This is a genomic window from Bordetella holmesii (genome assembly GCF_020735985.1).
Classification (GTDB): domain Bacteria; phylum Pseudomonadota; class Gammaproteobacteria; order Burkholderiales; family Burkholderiaceae_B; genus Bordetella; species Bordetella holmesii.
Map to the genome: position 1 here is coordinate 784,532 of NZ_CP085973.1, position 23,601 is coordinate 808,132.

At 62.9% G+C, this 23,601-nt stretch carries 22 protein-coding genes; 8 read left to right on the top strand and 14 right to left on the bottom strand.

All coding sequences use genetic code 11. From position 1 onward, the window contains the following. Positions 1–52 precede the first annotated feature (52 nt). From ettA to LK440_RS03640, 3 genes are all read left to right on the top strand, one after another. Positions 53–1,726: an energy-dependent translational throttle protein EttA gene (gene ettA, locus LK440_RS03630; RefSeq protein WP_005015211.1), complete on the top strand. Its 1,674-nt coding sequence runs from the start codon at positions 53–55 to the stop codon at positions 1,724–1,726. Between the two features lie 50 nt (positions 1,727–1,776). Beyond that, on the top strand, positions 1,777–2,310 hold the full coding sequence (locus tag LK440_RS03635) for an isochorismatase family protein (protein WP_005015210.1): 534 nt from the start codon (positions 1,777–1,779) through the stop codon (positions 2,308–2,310). Between the two features lie 195 nt (positions 2,311–2,505). After that, a complete protein-coding gene (locus LK440_RS03640; RefSeq protein ID WP_005015209.1) occupies positions 2,506–2,727 on the top strand; it encodes a glycine zipper 2TM domain-containing protein in 222 nt (73 codons plus the stop codon). Between the two features lie 51 nt (positions 2,728–2,778). Here LK440_RS03640 and LK440_RS03645 read toward each other — a convergent pair whose 3' ends face one another. The 5 genes from LK440_RS03645 to LK440_RS03665 form a co-directional block, all read right to left on the bottom strand. Beyond that, a complete protein-coding gene (locus tag LK440_RS03645) occupies positions 2,779–3,999 on the bottom strand; it encodes an ISL3 family transposase (RefSeq protein WP_005012365.1) in 1,221 nt (406 codons plus the stop codon). Between the two features lie 121 nt (positions 4,000–4,120). Then, positions 4,121–4,393, bottom strand: coding sequence for a cell division topological specificity factor MinE (gene minE, locus LK440_RS03650; RefSeq protein WP_005015207.1), 273 nt, complete (start codon positions 4,391–4,393; stop codon positions 4,121–4,123). A gap of 3 nt (positions 4,394–4,396) precedes the next feature. Then, positions 4,397–5,212, bottom strand: a complete 816-nt coding sequence (minD, locus tag LK440_RS03655) for a septum site-determining protein MinD (RefSeq protein ID WP_005015204.1) — start codon at positions 5,210–5,212, stop codon at positions 4,397–4,399. Positions 5,213–5,305: 93 nt separating this feature from the next. After that, positions 5,306–6,148, bottom strand: a complete 843-nt coding sequence (gene minC, locus LK440_RS03660; RefSeq protein WP_005015201.1) for a septum site-determining protein MinC — start codon at positions 6,146–6,148, stop codon at positions 5,306–5,308. A 185-nt stretch (positions 6,149–6,333) separates the two neighbouring features. Continuing rightward, complete coding sequence (locus LK440_RS03665) at positions 6,334–8,094, bottom strand: glutamine--tRNA ligase/YqeY domain fusion protein (protein WP_005015199.1); 1,761 nt, start codon at positions 8,092–8,094, stop codon at positions 6,334–6,336. 118 nt (positions 8,095–8,212) lie between these two features. Here LK440_RS03665 and LK440_RS03670 point away from each other — a divergent pair, with 118 nt between their 5' ends. Both LK440_RS03670 and LK440_RS03675 read left to right on the top strand, forming a co-directional pair. After that, on the top strand, positions 8,213–9,550 hold the full coding sequence (locus tag LK440_RS03670) for a cytochrome ubiquinol oxidase subunit I (RefSeq protein WP_025341192.1): 1,338 nt from the start codon (positions 8,213–8,215) through the stop codon (positions 9,548–9,550). After that, on the top strand, positions 9,547–10,599 hold the full coding sequence (locus LK440_RS03675) for a cytochrome d ubiquinol oxidase subunit II (protein ID WP_005015196.1): 1,053 nt from the start codon (positions 9,547–9,549) through the stop codon (positions 10,597–10,599). The genes LK440_RS03670 and LK440_RS03675 overlap by 4 nt, the downstream gene beginning before the upstream one ends. 15 nt (positions 10,600–10,614) lie before the next feature. Here LK440_RS03675 and risK read toward each other — a convergent pair whose 3' ends face one another. Both risK and LK440_RS03685 read right to left on the bottom strand, forming a co-directional pair. Next, a complete protein-coding gene (gene risK, locus LK440_RS03680; protein WP_005015195.1) occupies positions 10,615–12,093 on the bottom strand; it encodes a sensor histidine kinase RisK in 1,479 nt (492 codons plus the stop codon). A 12-nt stretch (positions 12,094–12,105) separates the two neighbouring features. Then, positions 12,106–12,807: a response regulator gene (locus tag LK440_RS03685; RefSeq protein WP_005015194.1), complete on the bottom strand. Its 702-nt coding sequence runs from the start codon at positions 12,805–12,807 to the stop codon at positions 12,106–12,108. A gap of 146 nt (positions 12,808–12,953) precedes the next feature. Here LK440_RS03685 and LK440_RS03690 point away from each other — a divergent pair, with 146 nt between their 5' ends. Then, positions 12,954–14,249 (top strand): fimbria/pilus outer membrane usher protein, encoded by a 1,296-nt coding sequence (locus LK440_RS03690; protein ID WP_227944776.1) that lies wholly within the window; start codon positions 12,954–12,956, stop codon positions 14,247–14,249. Positions 14,250–14,364: 115 nt separating this feature from the next. Beyond that, on the top strand, positions 14,365–16,185 hold the full coding sequence (gene recQ, locus LK440_RS03695) for a DNA helicase RecQ (RefSeq protein ID WP_005015192.1): 1,821 nt from the start codon (positions 14,365–14,367) through the stop codon (positions 16,183–16,185). Here recQ and ruvB read toward each other — a convergent pair. Then, positions 16,182–17,249 carry a Holliday junction branch migration DNA helicase RuvB gene (gene ruvB / locus LK440_RS03700; protein WP_005015191.1) on the bottom strand — a complete coding sequence of 356 codons (1,068 nt, stop codon included), beginning with the start codon at positions 17,247–17,249 and terminating at the stop codon, positions 16,182–16,184. The genes recQ and ruvB overlap by 4 nt on opposite strands. 293 nt (positions 17,250–17,542) lie before the next feature. Between ruvB and LK440_RS03705 the strand changes: the two genes are divergently transcribed. Then, positions 17,543–18,307: a hypothetical protein gene (locus LK440_RS03705; protein WP_005015189.1), complete on the top strand. Its 765-nt coding sequence runs from the start codon at positions 17,543–17,545 to the stop codon at positions 18,305–18,307. Between the two features lie 3 nt (positions 18,308–18,310). Here LK440_RS03705 and ruvA read toward each other — a convergent pair whose 3' ends face one another. The 6 genes from ruvA to LK440_RS03735 form a co-directional block, all read right to left on the bottom strand. Continuing rightward, positions 18,311–18,883, bottom strand: a complete 573-nt coding sequence (gene ruvA, locus LK440_RS03710; RefSeq protein WP_005015187.1) for a Holliday junction branch migration protein RuvA — start codon at positions 18,881–18,883, stop codon at positions 18,311–18,313. A gap of 83 nt (positions 18,884–18,966) precedes the next feature. Next, positions 18,967–19,512: a crossover junction endodeoxyribonuclease RuvC gene (ruvC, locus tag LK440_RS03715; protein ID WP_005015184.1), complete on the bottom strand. Its 546-nt coding sequence runs from the start codon at positions 19,510–19,512 to the stop codon at positions 18,967–18,969. After that, entirely contained in the window at positions 19,512–21,101 is a 1,590-nt protein-coding gene (gene purH / locus LK440_RS03720) for a bifunctional phosphoribosylaminoimidazolecarboxamide formyltransferase/IMP cyclohydrolase (protein ID WP_005019849.1), read from the bottom strand. The genes ruvC and purH overlap by 1 nt, the downstream gene beginning before the upstream one ends. A gap of 65 nt (positions 21,102–21,166) precedes the next feature. After that, entirely contained in the window at positions 21,167–21,406 is a 240-nt protein-coding gene (locus LK440_RS03725; protein WP_005015182.1) for a helix-turn-helix domain-containing protein, read from the bottom strand. A 40-nt stretch (positions 21,407–21,446) separates the two neighbouring features. Next, the gene (gene dusB, locus LK440_RS03730) at positions 21,447–22,472 is read right to left on the bottom strand and encodes a tRNA dihydrouridine synthase DusB (protein WP_005015181.1); all 1,026 of its coding nucleotides are present in this window, start codon (positions 22,470–22,472) and stop codon (positions 21,447–21,449) included. Positions 22,473–22,615: 143 nt separating this feature from the next. After that, positions 22,616–23,566, bottom strand: a complete 951-nt coding sequence (locus LK440_RS03735) for an IS481-like element IS481 family transposase (protein ID WP_005015180.1) — start codon at positions 23,564–23,566, stop codon at positions 22,616–22,618. Positions 23,567–23,601 lie beyond the last annotated feature (35 nt).

The window sequence follows — 23,601 nt, forward strand, 5'->3', positions numbered from 1 at the left end:
GGCAGTTACCGCCTACAATCCGGTATTCATTCGCATCCTTCTTACCGAGTCCATGGCCCAATACGTCTACACCATGAATCGCGTTGGCAAGATCGTGCCGCCCAAGCGACAGATCCTGCGCGACATTTCCCTGTCATTTTTCCCCGGCGCCAAGATCGGGGTACTGGGCCTGAATGGCTCGGGCAAATCGACGCTGCTGAAAATCATGGCCGGCGTGGACAAGGAGATCGAAGGCGAAGCCATTCCCATGCCGGGCTTGAATATCGGCTACTTGCCGCAAGAGCCGCAACTCAACCCCGAGCATACGGTGCGCGAATCGGTGGAAGAAGGGCTGGGCGCCGTCTTCAACGCCAAAAAGCGACTCGACGAGGTGTATAGCGCCTACGCCGAACCTGACGCCGATTTCGACGCCCTGGCAGCCGAACAGGCCGAACTCGAGGCCGTAATCGCGGCGGCTGCCTCCAATGGCGCCGACGACATCGAGCACCAGATGGAGATTGCCGCCGATGCGCTGCGCCTGCCGCCCTGGGATGCCACCGTAGGCAATCTGTCGGGCGGTGAAAAGCGGCGCGTGGCGCTGTGCCGGTTGCTGCTGTCCAAGCCCGATATGTTGCTGCTCGATGAGCCGACCAATCACCTGGACGCAGAGAGTGTCGAGTGGCTGGAGCAGTTCCTGCATAAATTCCCAGGCACCGTGGTGGCCGTTACCCACGATCGTTACTTCCTGGATAACGCCGCAGAGTGGATACTCGAGCTGGACCGCGGGCACGGTATTCCCTGGAAGGGCAACTACAGCTCCTGGCTCGAGCAGAAAGAAGCGCGCTTGAAGCAGGAAGAGGCCAGCGAGTCCGCCCGCCAGAAGACCATCAAGAAAGAACTGGAATGGGTACGCCAGAATCCCAAGGGCCGTCAGGCGAAAGCCAAGGCCCGTATTGCCCGTTTCGAGGAGCTGTCCTCTTACGAGTACCAGAAGCGCAACGAAACCCAGGAAATCTTCATTCCTGTGGGCGATCGTCTGGGCAATGAGGCCATCGAGTTCGATCACGTCAGCAAAGCCTATGGTGATCGGCTGCTGTTCGACGACTTGAGTTTCAAGGTGCCGCCCGGCGCGATTGTCGGCATCATTGGCCCCAACGGGGCGGGTAAGTCGACGCTGTTTCGCATGCTTGCCGGCCGTGAACAGCCTGATTCGGGCGAAATCAAACGTGGCCAGACGGTCAAGCTGGCCTACGTCGACCAGTCGCGCGATTCGCTGGATGCGGTCAAGACGGTGTTCGATGCGGTGGCTGATGGCGCAGACATCCTCACCGTGGGCAAGTTCGAAATGCCGTCGCGCGCCTATCTTGGACGTTTCAATTTCAAGGGCGGTGACCAGAATAAGATCGTCGGTCAGTTGTCGGGCGGTGAGCGCGGACGACTGCATCTGGCCAAAACCCTGATCGCGGGCGGCAACGTGTTGCTGCTGGACGAACCGTCCAATGACCTGGACGTGGAAACCTTGCGCGCGCTCGAAGATGCTTTGCTGGAGTTTCCCGGTAGTGTGATGGTCATCAGCCATGACCGCTGGTTCCTGGATCGCATCGCGACGCATATCCTTGCCTTCGAGGGCGATTCGCAAGTGGTCTTCTTTGACGGCAACTACCAAGAGTATGAAGCCGACAAAAAACGCCGTCTGGGCGATGAGGGCGCCAAGCCCAAGCGCCTGCGCTATAAAGCGTTGAAATAAATAAGCCTGAAGGGAAGGCCTGCGGGCCTTCCTCCTTGCGGAGACTTGTCATGCTCTTGAGCGCCGATCAATCGATCCTGCTAGTCGTCGACATGCAGGAGCGCCTCATGCCGGTCATCGACCGGGGCCAGGATGTGGTGGGCACGGCCGATAAACTGGCGCGCGCGGCGCGCTTGCTTGACGTGCCTGTCGTGGCGACCGAGCATCACCGCCCCATGCTGGGAGGTACGCTGGCACCCCTGAACGAGCAGGTGCAATCGACCTTCCAGAAAATGCATTTTTCCGCCATGCGTGAGCCAGGCTTCGAAGCCTGGCTGCCGCCAGCCCGAAAAACGGTCCTGCTGACCGGTTGCGAAGCGCATATTTGTGTGCTGCAGACGGCGCTGGGCCTGCTTGCCCAAGGCTGGCGCGCCGTTGTCGTGGCCGATGCCGTCGGGTCGCGCAAAGCCTCCGACCATCATGCCGCGCTGCGGCGCGCGCGGGCGGCCGGGGCAGACATCGTCACCAGCGAGATGGCTATCTTCGAGTGGATGCAGACGTGTGAACACCCTCGCTTTCGGGACGTGTTACGGCTGGTCAAATAGAGGGATGGGCCGTTATATTTTGCCCAACTTGCAAGAAATTTTAATTTCTTGATACGCAAAATGGGTAAACCTCACAGCATTCAGGCCCGTTTTTTGTCATCCTGATCAGGTAATTTTCAGGAGCGCGCACGGAGCGCGTAGGTAGTCAGACCTGCTGCTGGTGTGCGACCCCGGGCACAAGAACAGGAGAACCCTATGAAGACGAAAACGATTTCCAAAGCATGTCTGGCCGTTGCGTTGGCGGCCTCGATGGCCGGCTGCTCGTCCTGGGACGGCATGAGTCATCGTCAAAAGAGCACGGTTGGTGGTGCTGCCCTGGGTGGTGTAGCCGGCGCGGTGATCACCAATGGCGGGATTCTCGGCACGGTGGGCGGCGCGGCAATTGGCGGCGTGATCGGGGATCAGGTCGGCAAATAAACCCCCATACAAAAAAAGCCCTGCGCGGCATGCGCAGGGCTTTTTTTGGGTTCATCGAGGAATACCGGGGAATGCAGACCGGATCTTGAGGAAGAAGTACTCCTGATCGCGGTAGCCGTAGGAGCGGCGCTTGATGACTTTGATGGTGTTGTTGATGCCCTCGACGATGCTGGTGTTGAGCCGGTGGCGACAGCGAGACAGAATCCCGTGCAGATAGGCTTTTAGCTTGAGCGCGAAGTGAGCCAAGGCGGCGATGCCGCTGCCCCGAGCCTGTTGCAGCCAGTGATCCCATGCCTGGCGGGCGTAGCCGGGGTGTTGGTAGAACCACAGCTGTTTGAGCTCATCGCGCATCAGATAAGCGGTGAGCAAGGGCTGGTTGGCCTGGAGCAACTCGTCCAACTTTACCGATTGGCACGGATCGAGGTTTTTGCGATTGCGCAGCAGTAGCCAGCGACTGGACTTGATCACCCGGCGGGCCGGCTTGTCGTGCCGCAACTGGTTCGCTTGGTCTACACGCACCCGGTCTATCACTTCACGGCCGTACTTGGCCACGACGTGGAACAGGTCGTAGACGATCTCGGCGTTGGGGCAGTTGGCCTGGATCTCCAGCTCATAGGCCGTCGTCATGTCGATCGCTACGGCCCGGATCTGCTGGGCAACCCCAGTTGGCAGTTGTTCGAAGAAGGCTCTGGCCGTCTCGCGCGAGCGGCCATCACCGATCCATAGCACCTGACGGCGGATCGGATCGACAACGACCGTGGCATAACGATGGCCCTTGTGTAGAGCGAACTCGTCCATCGCTAGGTAGTGGATCTGGCTCCAGTCCGGCTCTTGGATCGCCCGTCGCAGCAGGGCCTTGTCCAGCGCCTTGACCGTGTGCCAACCCAGTTGGAAGAAGCGCGCCACGGCCAGAATGTTGCTGGACTCAAGCAACTGGCTGACCGCCTCGGCCAGCCGGTCGGTCACTCGCTGGTAACGGCCCAGCCAGCTCAGCCTCTCCAGATGCGGTCCACCGCACTGCTCGCACCAGACCCGCCGACGCGGCACTACCAGCGTCACTCGCAGCGCCATTAGCGGCAGATCCCGCACCCGGCGCGTGGTCGTCTCATGCACCTGCCGACATCGGTTGCCGCAGTGCTCGCAGTGCATCGTTCGCGCTGAAGGCTTCAGGTAAATCGTGACCGTCCGGCTCTCACCTTCAGGCCACACGACCCGCTCCACCCGATAACCTTCCCACCCACCCAACCTCTCGATCGTCTTGCGGTCCAGCATGATCCCGGCCTTGATCCTTGAAAAATCAAGGATCAAGCGTAACGGCAATCAAGCACGGCTCCACGCTATTCCGCGATGAACCTTTTTTTGTGCACCCGGGTCAAGCCCGGGTGTTTCTTGATCAGGCGGATGCCTGTGTTTCGCTCTGCGGCATTTCGATCTTGACTTCGAGCACTTCCAGGGTGTCCTGGCGCTCAAGGTTGACCTTGATATCGTCGGGATTGATCTTGACGTACTTGGAAATCACGGCCACCAGTTCCTGCTGCAATTGCGGCAGGTAGTCGGGGGAGTCGCCCCGGCCTGAGCGCTCATGCGCCAGGATGATCTGGAGCCGTTCTTTGGCGACGCTGGCCGAAGCTTTCTTCTGGCCGAGCAGAAACGACAGGAAGGACATTGCTTACTTTCCTCCGAACAGGCGCTTCAGGAAGCCGGGCTTCTCATACTCAGTAAAGCGCAGCGAGCGTTCTTCGCCCAGATAGCGGGCCACCACATCTTTGTACGCCTCGGACACATCGGTGTCCTTGAGGTGGATGGCGGGCAGACCCTGGTTGGACGCCTGCAGCACCGCTTCCGATTCGGGTACCACCCCGATCATCTTGATGCGCAGAATGTCTTCGATATCGCCCAAGGACAGCATTTCGCCGTCGATGACGCGCTTGGGGTTGTAGCGCGTGAGCAGCAGGTATTCCTTGACTGGCTCGTCGCCCTCGACGGCGCGGCGCGACTTGGCTGCCAGAATGCCGAGGATGCGGTCGGAATCACGCACTGACGAGACTTCGGGGTTGGTCACCACGAGCGCGTCGTCGGCGTAATAGGCCGCCAGCAGCGCACCGGTTTCGATGCCGGCAGGTGAATCGCAGATGATGTAGTCGAAGCCCATTTCCTTGAGGTCTTCGATGACCTTACCCACGCCTTCCTGCGTCAGCGCGTCTTTGTCGCGCGTCTGCGAGGCGGGCAGGACGAATAAGTTTTCGAGGTGCTTGTCTTTGATGAGGGCTTGCTTGAGGCTGGCCTCGCCTTGAATCACGTTGACGAAGTCGTACACGACGCGCCGCTCGCATCCCATGATGAGGTCGAGATTGCGCAGGCCGACGTCGAAGTCGATGACCGCGGTCTTGTGGCCGCGCATGGCGAGGCCCGATGAAAAGCTGGCGCTGGTGGTGGTCTTGCCCACCCCGCCTTTGCCGGAAGTCACCACAACAATACGTGTCATGACGATCAAACCCTTATGTTCGTATAAATCGCGTTATCGTAAAGCAAAAAGCCCTTAATGGCTTCTTACAAGTGTGTGGGAGCCACTCAGGTCTTAACCTTTGAGCGCCTCGATATGCAAAGTATCGCCGTTGAGCCGCACGAGCGCAGGTTGATTATGCAGGTTGCGGTCCAGGCGGTCTTCTACGACGCGGTAAACGCCTGCTACGGCCAGCAGTTCTGCGTCCAGATGCGTGGTGAAAATCCGCGCCGACGTGTCGCCCCGTGCGCCGGCCATAGCTTTGCCGCGCAAGGGCCCGTAAACATGAATATTGCCGTCGGCAATGACCTCGGCACCCTGGCTGACCATGCCGATGACCACGAGGTCCGTGTGGCGGGCGTAGACGCGCTGACCGGAGCGCAGTGGTTTGGTAATGACCAGGGCCGTTGACGACTGCGGTGCCGCCGGCGTGTGATTGGCCGCCGCGGTGGTCTCTCGCGCTGCCCGGGTCGGCACGGCTTGGGCGTCGCCACTGAGCGCGACACTGATCTGTTGCTTGGCCGCCGGGCTGGCTTCCGGTGCAGCGGGCACCGGCGTTGATACGTGGTTGGGGGGGGCAGGGTCAACAACCTGGGGGGCGCGCGCTGCGGTAGTCGACAGTTCTACCGGCGTCAGGCCGGCCTTGCGTGCGGCGTGCAGATTGGCGCCCTCGGCGACCACTCCGATCGGCGGCAGATTGTGCGCGGCCAACGCCTGCACCAACGCGGGCCAGTCCACTGTCTCGGTCAGACGGCTGGCGTCTATCACCACGGGTTCGTTCTCGAAGAAGCTGCCAGCGTCTGCCATGCGTCTAGCCAGAGCTTCTTGCAGCGGTTCGAGGTCGGCGCTATGCAGCACCACGCGGATGGCATAGAGCGTGGCGCTTTTGAAATCCAGGGCGAGAGGTTCGGTAGTCATGAGGGGGTGTCTTGCGGTCGGCCTGCAAGCAGGTGCAGACCGGTCAGGAGTGTCGGGCATGATAACCCGGCTGACCCTGTTGAGTCGCTGGTGAAATGGGTTTGTCCGGCCTTTGTGACGCTTGGCGTCCGGATGCGACAACGCCCCCAGGGCGGGGGCGCTGCGCGAAGGGGCGGCAAGGGCGTTTACGTGCCCCACGAATCCTTGAGCGTGACGATGCGGTTGAGCACCGGCGCCTCGGGACGCGAGTCCTGACTGTCGACCGTGAAGTAACCCAGCCGCTCGAACTGCCAGGTGGCACCCGGCTCGGTCCGGGTGCCCGGCTCCAGCCAGCCGCGAACGGTGTGAATGGAGTTCGGATTCAGGCAGGTCAGAAAGTCTTTATCGCCACCGTCCGGGTGCGGATCGGCGAACAGGCGGTCATAGAGTCGCACCTCGGCGGGCACCGCGTGCGCGGCACTTACCCAAGTGATATTGCCTTTGACCTTGACGCTGTCCGCGCCCGGGGTGCCGCTCTTGGTGTCGGGCAGATACTCGGCCTGGACTTCGACCACGTTGCCGGCCTCATCCTTGGTAAAGCCCGTGCAGCGCACGACGTAACCGTACTTCAGGCGGACCTGATTGCCGGGGAAGAGGCGGAAGTACTTTTTGGGAGGTTCTTCGCGGAAATCGTCACGCTCGATCCAGAGCTCGCGCGAGAAGGGAAATTCGCGGTGGCCGGCCTCGGGGTCGTGCGGGTTGATGGGCGCTTTGCAGTTTTCGCTCTGGCCTTCGGGGTAGTTGGTGATGACCAGCTTGATCGGGTCGAGCACAGCCACCGAGCGGGGCGTCGTCGGGTCGAGGTCGTCGCGCACGGCCTGCTCGAGCAGGCTGTAGTCGATACGCGAATCCGATTTGGAGACGGCCGTGCGGTCGCAGAACAGCCGTATGGCCGACGCCGTATAGCCGCGGCGGCGCATGCCAAACAGCGTCGGCATGCGCGGATCGTCCCAGCCGTCCACATGGCCGTCTCGCACCAGTTGCAGCAACTTGCGTTTACTGGTGACGATATAGCTCAGGTTCAGGCGCGAAAACTCGTACTGATGCGGCAACGGCCGTGCCAGCTTGCCCAGCTCCGCCAGCCGGGCCAGGATCCAGTCGTAGAACGGCCGTTGGTCTTCGAATTCCAACGTGCAGATGCTGTGGGTGATGCCTTCCAGCGCATCCTCGACCGGATGCGCCCAGCTGTACATCGGGTAGATGCACCATTTGTCGCCGGTGCGATGGTGGGTGGTATGACGCACGCGATACATGACCGGATCGCGCAGGTTGATATTGGGCGAGGCCATGTCGATCTTGGCGCGCAGCACCAGGCTGCCGTCCGGATGCACCCCATCGCGCATCTCGCGCAGCCGGACCAGGGATTCGGCGGCCGGCCGGTCACGGAAAGGCGAGTTGGTGCCCGGTTCGGTCAAGATACCGCGCTGGGCGCGGATCTGGTCGGCGCTTTGCTCATCGACGAACGCATGGCCGGCTTCGATCAGCGCTTCGGCGAATTCATACATGAACTCGAAGTAATCGCTGGCGAAGAACAGGTTGTCGTTGCCGTCTGCCTTCCAGTCAAAACCCAACCACTGGACGGCCTCCATGATGGCGTCGACGTATTCCTGATCTTCTTTCTCAGGGTTGGTGTCGTCAAAGCGCAGGTGGCAGACGCCGCCGAATTCCTGGGCCATGCCGAAATTCACGCAGATGCTTTTGGCATGCCCGATATGCAGATAACCATTGGGTTCGGGCGGAAAGCGCGTGCGGATGCGTGCCGGATCGGGAGCGCCGCCCGCCTGCACGGAAGCCGGGCCGGGCTTGCCGGCCCAACGCTTACCCTGGAAGCGGTCTGCCGCCAGGTCTTCTTCGATGATATTGCGCAGGTAATTGCTGGCTGCGTGAGGCGTGGGGGTTTGGGTCATTCTGGGGCGAAGTCGAAAAATGCGGCCACAAAAGACCCATTTTGCCACGTTCGGGAAGGACTTCCGTTGCAAACCCGCCTCCCATGCCCGTGGAAGTGGCTCTACACTACCGCCCATCATGAATATCGCCCCTCTTCAGCTGGCCCGGACCCAGTTCACGGCAAGCCTGAGCTTCCTGGCCTTGTTCCTGGCCTTTTCCATGGCGTTGGCCTGGATCCTGTTGTTTTTCAAGCTGCGAGCCCGTAGCGGCCAACCGGGTTGGCTTGCCGCCTACCGGTTCTGGGTCCGTATCTTCGCCTTGTCTTTCGTGCTGGCGCTGGTCAGCGCCATGCCTGTGCTCGTGCAGTTGGCCAGCCTGTGGCCCGGCCTGATGGACAAGATCGGCAATGTGGCCGGTCCGCTGCTGGGATTTGGCGTGTTGTCGGTCTTTATCCTGAAATCTTGTTTTCTGGGGGTGATGCTCTTTGGGCAGCGTCAGGTCTCCGATCTGGCGCACACGCTGGCCGTGCTCATGGTGGCGATCGGCCAGGTGGTCGCGGTGGGTTGGGCGGTTTCCCTGCAGTCCTGGCTGCAGACGCCGGATGGCGCAGCCATCGTTGATGGGCGCTATCAGGTCTATGACTGGGTCCGGGTAATTTTCAACCCCTCGTTCGGCTGGCGCATGGGTTTGACGGTGCTGGGGGCCATGCTGGCGGCCGCCTTTCTCATCATGGGCGTGACGGCCTTGCAGGCACTGCGCCGGCCACTGGTGGGCGGCGAACGCCATGCCTACAAAACCGCGCTGGTGATCGCCCTGGCCGCCGCCTTGTTGCAGGCGCCCGCGGCCTGGGGACTGGGGGAGGTGGTGGCCCGGTTGCAGCCGGCCAAAGCCGCCGCGCTGGCAGGCTATTGGCACAGTGGCACCACGCCCGAGCTGGTCATTCTCGGCGTGCCCGACACGGCGGCGCAGCGCAATCAGAGCGCCCTGACCCTGAGCAATTCGGGGGGGCGCTGGCTGGCCCAGGATGCCGATGCGGAGTACATCGGGCTGGATAAGTTTTCCGGCATGTCACCGCCGGTCGCCATGGTGTTTCTGGCCCTGCGCGCCTTGTGGCTGCTGGGGGCGATGATGTTTGTGGCCGCGCTATTCTCTTTTTGCCTGAGTTTTCGCCGAGGTTACGATCCGGCGGCAATGCCGCGCTGGTGGTTGCGTATGCTCACCGGCATGATGTTTGCCGGCGGCGTATCGGTCGTGCTGGGGGTGTGGGTGGCCCAGATCGGGCTGCAGCCTTACATCGTCAATCGTACGATCACCCAATCCGAGGTGCTCAGCGCCGTGTCTGCATCGACGCTCTGGTGGGGGTTGGCCGGTTACGGTGCGTTATACGCCTTGCTGCTGAGCGCCTTCATCGGGATGTTGTTTCACGCCGCGCGCTACGGAGTGGTGCCGGTGCGCAAGATCGGAGGCAAATCATGATCGCCACCTTGGCCGCATCGCTGGGCCTGAGTCCGGAAGATCCGACCTTCTGGATGCCGATGGTGTTCATGGGCCTGCTCTTGCTGCTTATTGCGGCCGGCATCGTGCTCGATGGTTTCGACATCGGCGTAGGCATTCTGCTGCAGTTCGCGCCGGCCGAGGAGCGTGGCCGCATGATGGGACTGCTCAGCCCATGGCGCGATGCCAACGAATTCTGGCCTTTGCTGGGCATAGGCTTGCTGGGCGCAGCCTTTCCCTTTGCCTGGGGCGTGATCATGGGCAAGCTCTACGGGCCCTTGGTGGTCATGGTCTTGGGCATCGTGTTGCGCAGTGTCGCGTTCGAGTTTCGCATCCGCGCCAGCACCGAGGTCAAGCCGCGCTGGATTTTCGCGTTCTGGGTGGGCTCGCTTCTGGCGGCCATGGGCCAGGGTATGGTTCTGGGCCGTATCGCCACCGACTATCAGAGCGACTCGGGCTATGGTTGGTTCTCATTGTTCGTCGGGCTGTGCGCAGTAGCGGCTTACGCGCTTTTGGGGGCCTGCTGGCTGGTCATGCGCATTGACGGCGAGTTGCAGCGCCGTGCGGTGTCGTGGGCGCGTCACGGCATCCGCTGGACGGCGGCCGGCATGGTGGCGATTGCCGTGACGCTGGGGCTGGCCAACGCGGGGATATTCTATAAATGGAGCAATGCCGCGCACCTTGGGGCTGCCGCGGGCGTATGGGTCTTGATGCTGCTGGGGTTCGTGGTGGCGGAAATGTTGCTCGCCCGCCTGCCAGGCAAAGCGGACCGCGTCGCCTGGATGCCCTTTGTGTTGTGTGTGGCGCTGTACCTGCTGATGCTGGCCGGACTGGCCTACAGCTTTTTCCCGTATCTCATTCTGGACGACATGACGATATGGGACGGTAGCGGGGCGTTGGACTCCATGCGCCTGGTGCTGGCCGGGGTGGTCATCGGAGTGCCAGTGGTTCTGGTGTTCAATATTCTGGCTTACCGCTCGGTTTTTGGCCGGGAGCGCCGCGCCGCGGCGCTGTTGCCACCGCCGGGCTGAGCGAGTCCGATCCGATCAGGCGCGCGGCAGGCGGATGCGAACCAGCAGGCCGCCGCTGCTGCCGCTGTCGAGTTCGAGGTCGCCACCGTGCGCGCGCGCAATGGCTTCGGCCAGCGCCAGCCCGAGGCCCACATTGCCCGTGCGGGTGCGGGCCCCGTCCAGGCGGGCAAAAGGACGTAGCGCTTCGGCCCGCCGTTGAGGCGCTATGCCCTCGCCGTGGTCGGCCACCTCGATGATGGCGGAGTGCGCATCGTTTAGCAGCCGGACGTCGATGGGCGGCGCGCCGTGGTGCAAGGCGTTGCCGATCAGGTTGTCCAGCAGCCGCCCCAAGGCGACGGCATCGCCCTGGATGGTCAGGCTATCGTCGTCGGCTGCGGTAAGGGAGATATCCGTGCCTGCGCCTTTCCAGCTCTGCACGCGTTCGCTGATCCACTCGTTGAGATTCAGGGGCGCGTAGCGGTAGGCAGCCGGATCCGTGCCGCGTACAAAGCCGATGAACTGATCCACCATGTGCTGCATATCCTGCAAGTCCTTGCGCAACCCATCCTTGAGAGTCGGGTCGTCCGTCATCTCGATGCGCAGCCACATGCGCGACAGAGGGCCTTTCAAATCGTGAGGCAGGCCCGACAGCAGGGTGCGGCGCACCGAATCGGATTCGGCCAGTGCATCGAGCATGGCATTGAAGCGTTCGCCGAGCACGCGCGTCTCGTGCGGCCCGGAGGGCTCGACGCGCTGTGGCTGGCCTGCGGCCAGCCGGTCGGCGGCGTCGGCCAGCCGCGTAAGCGGGCGGGTGATATGCCAGGAGAACCATGCCGCGAGCAACAGCACCAGGCCCAGCCCGCCCAGCCAGAACGCGACCATGGGCGTTGCCACGGGCGGATCCAGCCGGTCCAGCGGGATGACCAGCCATTCGCGCAGCGCGGGGACATCTTCGCTGGCCGTATTCGGGGCGAGCGAAATGAAGATTTCCGGGCGGGGCCCGCGTGACAGCGCCACGCGCGTGCCGTCGTTCAGGCGCAGGTTGAGCTCCTGCACCAATTGCCGCAAATCGCGCCTGACATCGTCGTGCGGCGGAGGAGGAGGGCGGTGGCGTCTATCACTGTCATCGTCGTCGAAGCGCCGGTGCATCATGCCAGGAGGGCCGTCGGGCGGCGGCATCATGCCGTCCGGCCCCATGCGGTCAGGCGGCGGGCGGTTCAAGCGTTGCAGGCGGGCCTCCGCCGGCAGGCCCCTGGCCCACCAACGCCATTGGTTCTGGGAGGCTGCGCGCACGAACTCGGCGCGGTCTTCGCTGGGAACCTGGGCCAGCGCAGCTCGCAGCGTGCGAATGGTGGTGGCGATATAGCCGATCGCCACATCCTCAATGAATTTGTGCCGGTAATACGAAATCGTACCCAAGGTCGCGGCCTGGGCCAGCAGCACCGAGCCGAGGACAAGCAGGATGAGCCGGGTGCGCAGCGAACGCGGCAGGGCGTGGGACAGCTTGAATGTCATCGCGAGCGCCGCTCAGGGCGAGAATCGATAGCCGATACCCCAGACGGTCTGAATCCAGCGTGGCTGTTTGGGATCATCTTCGATGGCACGGCGCAGGCGCAGGATGGCGATATCGATGGCGCGGTCATTGCGCTCGCCGCTGTCGTCATCGCGCGCCAGCGCCAGCAGCCGCTCGCGTGACAGCGGTTTGCCGGCATTTCTGACCAGCGCTTCGAGCAGATTGATCTCGCCACCTGTCAGTTTGACCATCGTGCCGTCGCGCAGCAACTGGCGGGTCGTGGGATCGAAAAGAAAGGGGCCGAAAGTGACCGGTTGGTCCTTGATCAGCGCCGAGGGCCCGCGTTTGCGACGCAGGACGGCCTCGATGCGAGCCAGCAGTTCACGCGGATCGAAGGGTTTTCCAAGATAGTCGTCGGCGCCGGCCTCCAGACCGATGATGCGGTCGACAGCCTCGTCGCGCGCCGTCAGCAGAATGACGGGGATGTCTTCGCCTTGTTCGCGCAGGCGGCGGCAGGCGTCCGCGCCGTCGCCACCGGGCAACATGCGATCCAGTACCAGCAGGTCGGGCGCGTAGCGGGTGATGCGTGCCGGCAGATCATTGGCATCGGGAGCCAGGAGGGTATCGTAGCCATGCCGGTTGAGGTAGTCGGCCAGCAGTTGGCGCAGCGCCGGATCGTCGTCTACGACCAGCAGTTTGGTGTGGGGGCTATCCATGATGAGATAGTGCCCGGGCTTGGGCAGGTCCGACAAGAGGAAAGAAACGATCTGAAATAAGCCCCGCCAGATTTAGTCCTAGAATAGCGAACCGCCACTGGGCGGTCGCGGGAAATCCCGTGCCGTTTTATTAACTTCGTTTACAGATGTCGCGCTCGGTGGTGGCTATTGCATTGGCGGGCAACATGGCGCTTGGCGCCTGCGCCATGTCGGGGGGGGGGGCGGATCCCTCCGTGTCCGACGAAGCGGCCACAACGCCCGTTGCCGCTGCACCCGTTGCGGCCCAGGCGCCAAGCGCCACGCGGCAAGCGGCGCGTTACGGCATCGGTGTGCTCGCGCCGGCCATGCCGCAAACGGTCCAGCTCCCCGGTCCTGTCGAGGGCTATGCGCTGAGCCCTGAACCCGATCCTTGCGCTGATTGGGCGGGTCCGCCCGCGCCGGCGGATCTGGCGCCAACCCCGGGGCAACAGGCGCCTTCTGACTGTCAGCGAGCCTTCCCGCAATACGAGGTGCCGCAGGTAAGCCCTTCCTATGCCCTGGATCTGGAACGCCGCGAGTTGGCTGGCTCGCGTCCGGTGTTGAGCCAGGGGGTGATCCTGCCTCAACCACGCTGGTTCTCGGCCATCAATGCGCGGCCTGCGCTGAGTTATGGTGATCGTAACTGGTTGTATCGATCCTCGGGCGGTCCGGCGGTAGGGGTTGGCAATCTGACCGCCAACTCGCCGGCCTGGGGCGCGACTGCGGCGCTGGGAGAGCTACAGATATCGGATCAGTTCGACAGCAGCAGCAATATCGGTGAGGCGAAATTCGGTTACTCCTCGTCGGTAGGGCGGCTCAACCTCATGGATCCATCGGCCACCGCTGGGGCGGTGGATTATGGCGCTTCGGCTGGCAGCGGCACCGTGCGCTATGGGGTGAGCAACTCCCTCACGCTGGAGGGCCAGTTACAGACCACCCACGGCCTGACTACCCGGGGCATGGGCACGCGCTACAACGCGGGGGATATCGGCACCTTCGAGGCTGGCGTCACGCAGAGCAGCTTCGACTCGGTCAATGCCTGGCGTTATCGCTTCGGCTACAACGTCACCATGGCGGACACGGTCAAGGTAGGCCTGACGGGCGAGGACATCGGGGCAGGCTTTAGCGACTTGAGTTCCTACACCAGCGGCGCGGCATCGACTCGGCTGATGCGCAGCAAATTGTCGGCTGGCGTGCCATTGCGCGGCATGGGGACGCTGAGCGGCACGTACACATCCGATGTGTTCGGGCGGGGCGATCCCAACGACCGGCGGGTGGGGCTGGAGCATAGTATGGAACTCGCGCGCAATGTCCAGTTCGCGCTGGGAGCGGACCGCGACCTGCTCTCGGGCGACTATGAGTGGAAGGCCAGGCTGTCGATGCCGGTCGAGACATTCATGCGCGGTCATTGGCTGGGTTTTTAGCGTTTTGCGGCCTTGTTGAGGCACGAGCGCGCAAGGGCGTCCTGCCGGCGCGCACGGTTTTCGCGATGGGCCGTAAAATGCCCATCCATGATGCACGCATTCTTTCCCGTCCCCTATGTCTGATCCCCGCGCGCTTGGCGTGTTGCAGCGCGTCTTCGGATACGAGTCCTTTCGTGGCGATCAGCAGGCCATCGTCGATCATGTGATCCAAGGTGGCGACGCCCTGGTTCTGATGCCTACCGGTGGCGGTAAATCGCTTTGTTATCAAGTGCCTGCGTTGGTGCGGGAAGGCACCGGCATTGTCGTGTCGCCGCTCATTGCGCTGATGCAGGATCAGGTCGACGCCCTGACCGAGTTGGGCGTGCGCGCGGCATTCCTGAATTCGACCCAGGAATGGCAACAGGTGCGCGAGGTCGAGCGCGCCTTTGTGGCCGGCGAACTGGATCTGCTGTATGTGGCTCCTGAAAGGCTCTTGACGGACCGCTGCCTGCAATTGCTCGAACGTGGCCGCATTGCCTTATTCGCCATCGACGAAGCCCATTGCGTGTCGCAATGGGGCCATGACTTCCGCCCGGAATACCTCGGGCTGTCGATGCTGCATGAGCGCTGGCCCGAGGTGCCGCGTATTGCCCTGACGGCCACGGCCACGGCCGCTACACGAACCGAGATCGCGCAGCGTCTGGCTCTGGATCAGGCACGCCATTATGTGGCCAGTTTCGACCGCCCCAACATTCGCTATCGCATCGTTGAAAAAAATGAAGTCCGCAAGCAGTTGCTCGACCTCATCCGCAGCGAGCACGAGGGCGACTCCGGCGTCGTGTACTGCCTGTCGCGTGCACGCGTGGAAGAGACTGCGGAGTTTCTCTGTAACCAGGGCGTGCATGCCTTGCCCTACCACGCCGGCCTGAGCGCGCAGGTGCGCGCCACCAATCAGTCGCGTTTTCTGCGCGAGGACGGCGTGGTCATGGTGGCCACCATTGCCTTTGGCATGGGCATCGACAAGCCCGATGTCCGTTTCGTCGCACATATCGATTTGCCCAAATCCGTCGAGGGCTATTACCAGGAAACCGGCCGCGCCGGCCGCGACGGCTTGCCGGCCACGGCATGGCTGGCCTATGGTTTGCAGGATGTGGTGCAGCAACGGCGCATGATCGATGAGTCGCCTGGCGACGAGAGCTACCGCCGCCGGCTGGGTCAACAGCTCGACGCCATGCTTGGCTTGTGCGAGACCGTGGAGTGCCGACGGGTGCGCTTGCTGGCTTATTTCGGCCAGAGCATCAGCGCCTGCGGCAACTGCGATGTCTGTCTGGAGCCGCCCGAAGCCTGGGACGGCACGGTCGCTGCCCAGAAGGCGCTGTCGGCCATCTACCGCCTGGGCAAGGAACGCGGGCAACGTTATGGCGCAGGACACATCGTCGATATCCTGCGTGGTAAAAGCAGTGATCGCACGCGCCAGCATGACCATGAGTCTCTCAGTGTCTTCGGGGTGGGAGCTGACCTGTCGGAAACCGCCTGGCGCGGTGTGTTGCGTCAATTACTGGCCAAGGGCTTGCTGATGGTCGATCACGAAGGCTATGGCACCTTGGCCCTTACCGAAGACAGCCGGGCCGTACTGCGCGGCGAGGTGCAACTGATGTTGCGCCGCGAGTCAGAGAAAAAACCTCGCACGCGCACCAGCACACGGGCCAAGGCGCCGGTCATTGACCTGCCGACCGACCGCATGCCGGTGTTTGAGGCGCTGCGCAGTTGGCGGGCCGAAGTGGCTCGCAACCACGGCGTGCCGGCGTATGTGATCTTCCATGATGCGACATTGCGCGAGATAGCGCTTGCCATGCCGGATACGCAGGAAGACCTCGGACATGTCAGCGGTGTTGGCGCGCGCAAGCTCGAAGCCTACGGCGAGGAAGTCCTGCGCTGCGTCGCTCGGCCGCGCTAGAACAGATCGCCGCTGGAGAATTGGCTGCCCGCAGGCGGCTGCAGGCCGAGGTGGCGCCAGGTCGTTTGGGTTGCCATGCGTCCGCGCGGTGTGCGTTGCAAGTACCCATGCTGAATGAGATAGGGCTCGATCACGTCTTCGATGGTGTCGCGCTCTTCGCCGATGGCCGCGGCCAGGCTGTCCACGCCAACCGGGCCGCCATCGAATTTGTGCACGATGGCTTCCAGCAGTTTGCGGTCCATGAGGTCCAGCCCCTGGGGGTCGACCTCAAGCATGGCCAGTGCCTGGCCGGCGGCCTCGGTGTCGATGCGGCCATTGGCTTTGACTTCGGCGTAGTCTCGTACGCGACGCAGCAGCCGGTTGGCGATGCGTGGAGTGCCGCGCGCGCGGCGGGCTACTTCGCGCGCGCCCTCGGGGGTGATGTCGGCGTTGAGCAGCCCGGCGCTGCGCGTGACGATATGCGCCAGATCGTCGGTGTTGTAGAACTCCAGTCGGGACACGATGCCGAAGCGGTCGCGCAGCGGATTGGTCAGCATGCCGGCGCGGGTCGTCGCGCCGACCAGCGTAAAGGGTTGCAGATCCAGCTTGACGCTGCGCGCTGCGGGGCCTTCGCCGATCAGGATGTCTATCTGGAAGTCTTCGAGCGCGGGGTAGAGAATTTCTTCGACGACCGGCGACAGCCGGTGGATTTCGTCGATGAAGAGCACGTCGTTGCGTTCGAGATTGGTGAGCAGAGCCGCCAGATCGCCAGGACGCTCCAGCACGGGGCCGGAGGTTTGCCGCATTTGCACGCCCATTTCATGGGCGATGATGTGCGCCAGCGTGGTTTTTCCGAGGCCGGGCGGGCCGAACAGCAACACATGATCCAGGGCTTCGCCGCGTTTGCGCGCTGCGGCGATGAAAATTTCCAGTTGTTCGCGGGCACGCCGCTGACCGACATACTCCTGCAGCGCTTTGGGCCGCAGCGCGCGCTCGATGGATTCTTCGTTGGGGGAGGCGGGCGCAGGGGCCACCAGGCGGGGTGCGTCAGGGCGCGAGGAGAGCGAGTCGGACTGGATAGCCATGGCGGAGTACGAAAACTGGTTGTTTGTCCAGCATTCTCGCATGCCCGCCGTGCAGACTCTAGCCTGGGTGCACGGGGGCTTGGCAAGCCGGTGTCAGGCGCCTGTGCCGGCGGGCCAGATCCCGGCGGACTCCCCGCATTTCTGTTCGTCTGTTGCGTCCAGATTCTGGATTTGGCAGTACTATTGCATCCCCTTACGTTTTGACCACTTCCGTATCACGGTGTGGTTCTGTCTTGATCTCAGGCAGTTCTTGTCCTGAGCGCCCCTTCTTTGATTTCCTTCCGAGGTGCTTGGTGTTTCCTAACAAGCTGACCCTGGCCGCGCTCGCGTCCGCTGTGGCGTTGACCGGCTGCATGGGTAATATGAAAGTCCAGCCGATGGTATCGGATCCGCAGGCGTATTCGGTCGCCACGTTTACGCGTGCGGCCTTGCCTATGGGTACGCAGGCCATGCTCAAACCGGCCGGATCGGAACCCTTCCCCTTCAAGCGCATCGAGTTCAAGGCGGTGGGCTGGAGCGAGGATAAGCCCGAGTTGAAGGCGGGGCAGGAGACCGCTTATATCAATGACGACAATGACGGCACATTGCGTCAGATCCGCCGCACCTCGCTCAACGGCCTGACTGCCAGCCAGACTTTTGAACTTCAGTATCACGGTCTGGCGTCGCTGGCCAGCCAGAACGCCGATCCGGCACGCAGCCTCGCCTATCCTCCGACCTTCGCGCGTGCACCCAAATCCTGGAGCAGCCTGGCGCAGGTCACCGAGAATGGCGAGTATCGTTTCGAGGCGCGTGAGGGTACGAAAGATCCCTTCGACATGGGCACACCCTGGCGTCGCGTCTGCGTGACCGGCAAGGCTTATGACGCCAGCCAGGTGTTGGCCGAGCTGCCGGGCAAGGCCATTGAGATGGTCTGCACCGACAGTAATCAGAATGGTGTGACGCTGCGGGAAGTGAAGTATGCCTGGGTGTCGGATCTGGGGCTGCCGCTGGTCCGCGCGGTGAGGACGACGCGGTCTTCTTTCAAGTACGAGTACCAGGGCGTGAAAATCGATAAATAAGCCCTAGCGCGCCAGGGCCTTGAGCGCCTGGCGTATGCCGTCCGACACGCTGAGGCCTTCCGGCAACGTCTTGAGGGTGGCCAGCGATTCTTTCTCGGAGTAACCCAGGGCCAGCAGCGCATTGAGAATGTCGCTCTGGCTGTCGGGCACGGCATGGGGCGCCGCGCCGATATCTGCGCCCAGTTTGCCGCGCATCTCCAGTAAGAGGCGCTCGGCCGTTTTCTTGCCGATGCCTGGCACACGGGTCAAACGGCCGCTTTCCTGCAACGTGATAGCCTGGGCAAGCTCCGCCACCGACATGCCGGAAAGCACCGCAAGCGCGGTGCGCGCGCCGATGCCGCTGACCTTGACCAGCTCCCGGAAGGCTGCGCGTTCGCCGGCCGTGCCAAAGCCATACAGCAGGTGCGCATCTTCGCGCACCACTAGATGTGTAAACAGCGTGACGCGCGCGCCGGTGTCGGGCAGCGCGTACAGCGTGCTCATGGGCACATCGATGTCATAGCCGATGCCGTTGACATCCACGCAGACCACGGGCGGGGTCTTTTCGATCAGGGTTCCGGTGATGCGGCCAATCATGAGGAAGTCTCGCCAAGAGTCTGTAGGAATGAAAAGACATTGCGTCGCGCCAGGCCGGCAGGCGATGGCGGGATTCTATACGTTCAGCCGAGCAGGCGTCCGTTGCGTATCCGGCTTTTACCTGAGCGCGATGCCTTTGCCATTGGCGACAGCCGTTCCTGCAGCGGTCCGGTATGGGCATGGCAGATGGCGCAGGCCAGCGCATCCGCCGAATCAGGGGCGGGCGTGCCATTGAGCGACAGCAGGTGCTGCACCATCATCTGTACCTGTTCTTTGGCTGCACGGCCGGTGCCGACCGTTGATTTCTTGATTTGCAGTGCGGTGTACTCGTGCACGTCGAGCCCGCTTTCGGCCAACGCACACAACGCCGCGCCGCGGGCCTGGCCCAGCAGCAGCGTGGATGAGGGGTTGGCATTCAGAAAGACGATTTCGAGCGCGGCCACATCGGGCCGCGTCTCGCGGGCCACCTCGCGCAGATTGTCGAGGATGACTTTCAGGCGTTGCGCCAGCGCCAGGTCGGGCGGCACGACAATGGTGCCGCTGGCGACATAACGCAGGCGCGAGCCTTCGGCATCGATCACACCGAAACCGGTGCGGCGCAGGCCGGGGTCGATGCCGAGGACACGCATCAGTGACGGAAGTGACGCGTACCGGTCAGGACCATGGCGATGCCATGTTCGTCGGCAGCTGCGATAACCTCGTCATCGCGCACGCTGCCGCCGAGCTGAATCACGCAGGTCGCGCCTGCTGCCACCACCACGTCGAGGCCATCGCGGAAAGGGAAGAAGGCATCCGAGGCCACCGCCGAACCCTGCAGGGTCAGGCCAGCATTCTCGGCCTTGATCGAGGCGATGCGGGCCGAGTCGATGCGGCTCATCTGGCCGGCGCCCACACCCAGTGTCATGCCGCCTCCGACAAACACGATGGCATTGGACTTGACGTACTTGGCGACTTTCCAGGCGAAGGCGAGATCGTTCAGCTCGGCCTCGGTGGGTTGGCGCTTGCTCACGACTTTCAGGGCATCGCGCGGTACCTGGAAGGCATCGGGCGTCTGTACCAGCCAGCCGCCGCCAACGCGTTTGACGTCGAAAGCATTCTGGCCTGTGCCGGCCGGGACTTCCAGCACGCGCACATTCTTCTTGGCTGCCAGGATGGCCAGCGCCGCGCCGTCATAGGCGGGCGCGAGCAGCACTTCCAGGAACTGACCGCTCACGGCTTCGGCCGTGGCGGCATCAACAGGTCGGTTGAAAGCGATGATGCCGCCGAATGCCGACGTGGGGTCGGTCTTGAAGGCCTTTTGATAGGCCTCGAGGTTGCTGCCGGCCACGGCCACGCCGCAGGGGTTGGCGTGTTTGACGATCACGCAGGCAGGAGTGTCGAAGCTGCGCACGCACTCCCAGGCCGCGTCGGCATCAGCGATATTGTTGTACGAGAGTTCCTTACCCTGGAGCTGGCGGTAGTTGCCCAGCAAGCCTGAGGGACGCTGCGGGTCGACGTAGAACGCCGCAGTCTGATGCGGGTTCTCGCCATACCGCAGGGCCTGTTGCTGCTGCACTTGCAGGGTCAGGGTGCGGGGCCACTCGTTGCGGGCCGGCACGGCGTCCTGGGCCGGGGCCGCATCGGCCAGGCTGGTCAGGTAGGCGGCGATGGCGCCATCGTACGACGCCGTATGGGCGTAGACCTTGGTGGCCAACTCGAGGCGCAGGGCGTACGAGGTGCTGCCGTTCTGGTCGATCTCCGTCAGCACTCGGCTGTAGTCGACCGGATCGATGACGACGGTCACGCCACCGGCTTCGGTGCCATGGTTCTTGGCCGCGGCGCGCAGCATGGCCGGGCCGCCGATGTCGATGTTTTCGACCGCGTCGGCGAAGGTGCAATCGGGTTTGGCGACGGTTTCACGGAAGGGATAGAGGTTGACCACCAGCATGTCGATACGGTCGATGCCAGAGGCGGCAATCGTCTCCATGTGCTCCTGGCTGTCGCGCCGCGCAAGCAAGCCGCCATGGATCTTCGGGTGCAGCGTCTTGACGCGACCATCGAGGATTTCCGGCGAGCCGGTGTGCTGGGCCACTTCGGTGACGGTCAGACCTGACTCGGCCAACAGGCGGGCGGTGCCGCCGGTCGAGAGCAGGCGTACGCCGCGAGCGGCCAGCGCGCGGGCAAATTCCACGATGCCGGTCTTATCGGACACCGAAAGCAGAGCAGTTTCGATTTTCATGATGGTGGTGGGTCAGGGGCATCCCCTCGGGGATGCGGATACAGGGAAATCCGTCGATCGGGCAATCAGGGCTGGATGTTGTGGGCCAACAGCTTTTTGCGCAGCGTATTACGTGTGATGCCCAGCATCTCGGAAGCGCGCGACTGATTGCCGCCAGCGCGTTCCAGGGCCACTTCGAGTACCGGGCGCTCGACGCAGCGCATCACCATATCCCACATATCGTGGGGTTCGGAATCACCCAGGTCTTCGAAATAGCGCTCCAGACTGGCGCGCACGCATTCTTCCAGGACATCTTTTTTGTTCATTTGGTTTTGAGTACAGATATTTTTATGGTGAGGCTGGCGCTTATACCGCCAGCAAGTTCGAGGTGACGGCATGGCTTGGATTGCCGCCACCCATAAGCGAGTGATCGAACCAGTCGGCTACCGCACGGAATTGCTCGGCGGTAGTGTCGATGAGGTTCATTTGGGTGCGGAAAGCTTCCGCCCCGGGCAGGGAGTCGATATACCAGCCAATGTGCTTGCGTGCCGTACGCACGCCGGTATGCTCGCCGTAGAAACGGTAATGGTCGTCCAGGTGCTCGAGCAGCAGGTCGCGCATTTCGGCGTAGCTGGGCGCAGCAAGCGTCTGGCCGGTGCGCAGAAAGTGATCGACTTCGCGGAAAATCCAGGGCCGGCCCTGGGCCGCTCGGCCTATCATCACCGCGTCGGCTCCCGTATACGCCAGGACGTGACGGGCTTTCTCGGGGCTGTCGATATCGCCATTGGCCACCACGGGAATACCGATCTCGGCCTTGACGGCGCGTATGGTGTCGTACTCGGCATGCCCGGTGTACAGGTCGCAACGCGTGCGGCCGTGCAGCGTGAGGGCGGCGATGCCGCTTTGCTCGGCCAACCGGGCCACGCGTAAAGCGTTTCGGCTTTCGCGATCCCACCCGGTACGGGTTTTGAGTGTGACGGGCACGCCTTTGGGGGCGCAGGCGGCGACGACGGCATCCAGAATACGGGCAATGAGATCCTCATGGCGCAACAGCGCCGAGCCCGAAGCCAGGTTGCAAACCTTTTTGGCCGGGCAACCCATGTTGATATCAATGATGCGCGCGCCCTTGTTGATGTTGAAAATGGCCGCTTCTGCCATCATTTCCGGGTCTGCGCCTGCGATTTGCACCGAAATCGGTGCTATTTCGCCTTCATGATTCAAGCGTCTGGACGTTTTGACGCTGTCCCACAGCCGCGGATTGCTGGCGGCCATTTCGGACACGGCATAACCCGCCCCCAGCCGTTTGCATAATTGACGGAAAGGGCGATCCGTCACCCCGGCCATAGGGGCGACGAAAACATTATTGGAAAGAGACCAGGGGCCGATGCGCATGCTCACATTTTAACCGTCTTGGGCCTGGCCCCATTTCCGCCGTCTCGCCGAATCCAGATTCGGTGCGCAATGGCGACGCCAGACCCCCCTTCAGAGGCCGATTGCGAAGGGCGTTGGAGACCGCCGCCCCTGAAAAGGGACCGCTAGGTGTGAACTGTCAATAGGTTGTATTCGTCCAGGTTGAGTCTGGAGATGGGTACAGCGCGCCCGATGCCGTGGTGGGGTCGATGCCAGTTGTAGTGGTGTAGCCAGGATTTCATGGCATCGGCTCGGTGTTGGGAGTTCTGGTAGGTGTGAGCGTAAGCCCACTCACGCAAGGCCGACTGGATGAAGCGTTCGGCCTTGCCATTGGTCTGTGGGCGGTAAGGTCGGGTAAAGCGGTGCTTGATGCCCAGCTCATGGCACAGCGCGGCGAAGGCGCGGCTGCGAAAGGCCGAGCCATTGTCGGTGAGCAAGCGCTGGATGGTCACGCCCAGGCGCTGGTAGTAGGCCACTGCGTCCTTGAGGAACTGGACGGCGCTGGGGAAGCGCTCGTCGGGGTGGATGTCGGTGAAGGCCACGCGGGCGTGGTCATCGATGGCCACGAAGACGAAGTCCCAGCCGGCCCCCTCAACGGTATCGCGTCGGTTGCCCGTGACCCGGTGGCCAGGGCGCTGGATACGTCCCAGCTTCTTGATGTCGATGTGCAGCAGATCGCCGGGGGCCTGATGCTCGTAGCGCACCACCGGCTCGGCCGGCTCCAGGTCGGCCAGGTGCGACAGACCGGCGCGGGCCAGGACGCGGCTGACGGTGCTGGCTGACACGCCCAGCGCCTGGGCGATGCGCGCTTGGGTCAGCCGCTTGCGGCGCAGCTCCACGATAGCCAGCGCCTTGGTCGGCGCAATCGCTCGGGGCGAGACCGTCGGGCGCGAGGACGCATCGGCCAAGCCCGCCTGGCCCTGAGCCAGGAAGCGGCCCAGCCATTTGCGCACAGTCGGCGCGGTGACCCCATAGGCGCGGGCCGCTTCAGGCACACAAACTTGATGGGCGATCAATTGCTGGACCATTTCGAGTCGACGTAGGAAGGTCAATCGGGCATGCTTATGGGTGTTCATCCGGCCGGGCTCCTTGAGTGAACTGGGGGGTTGGC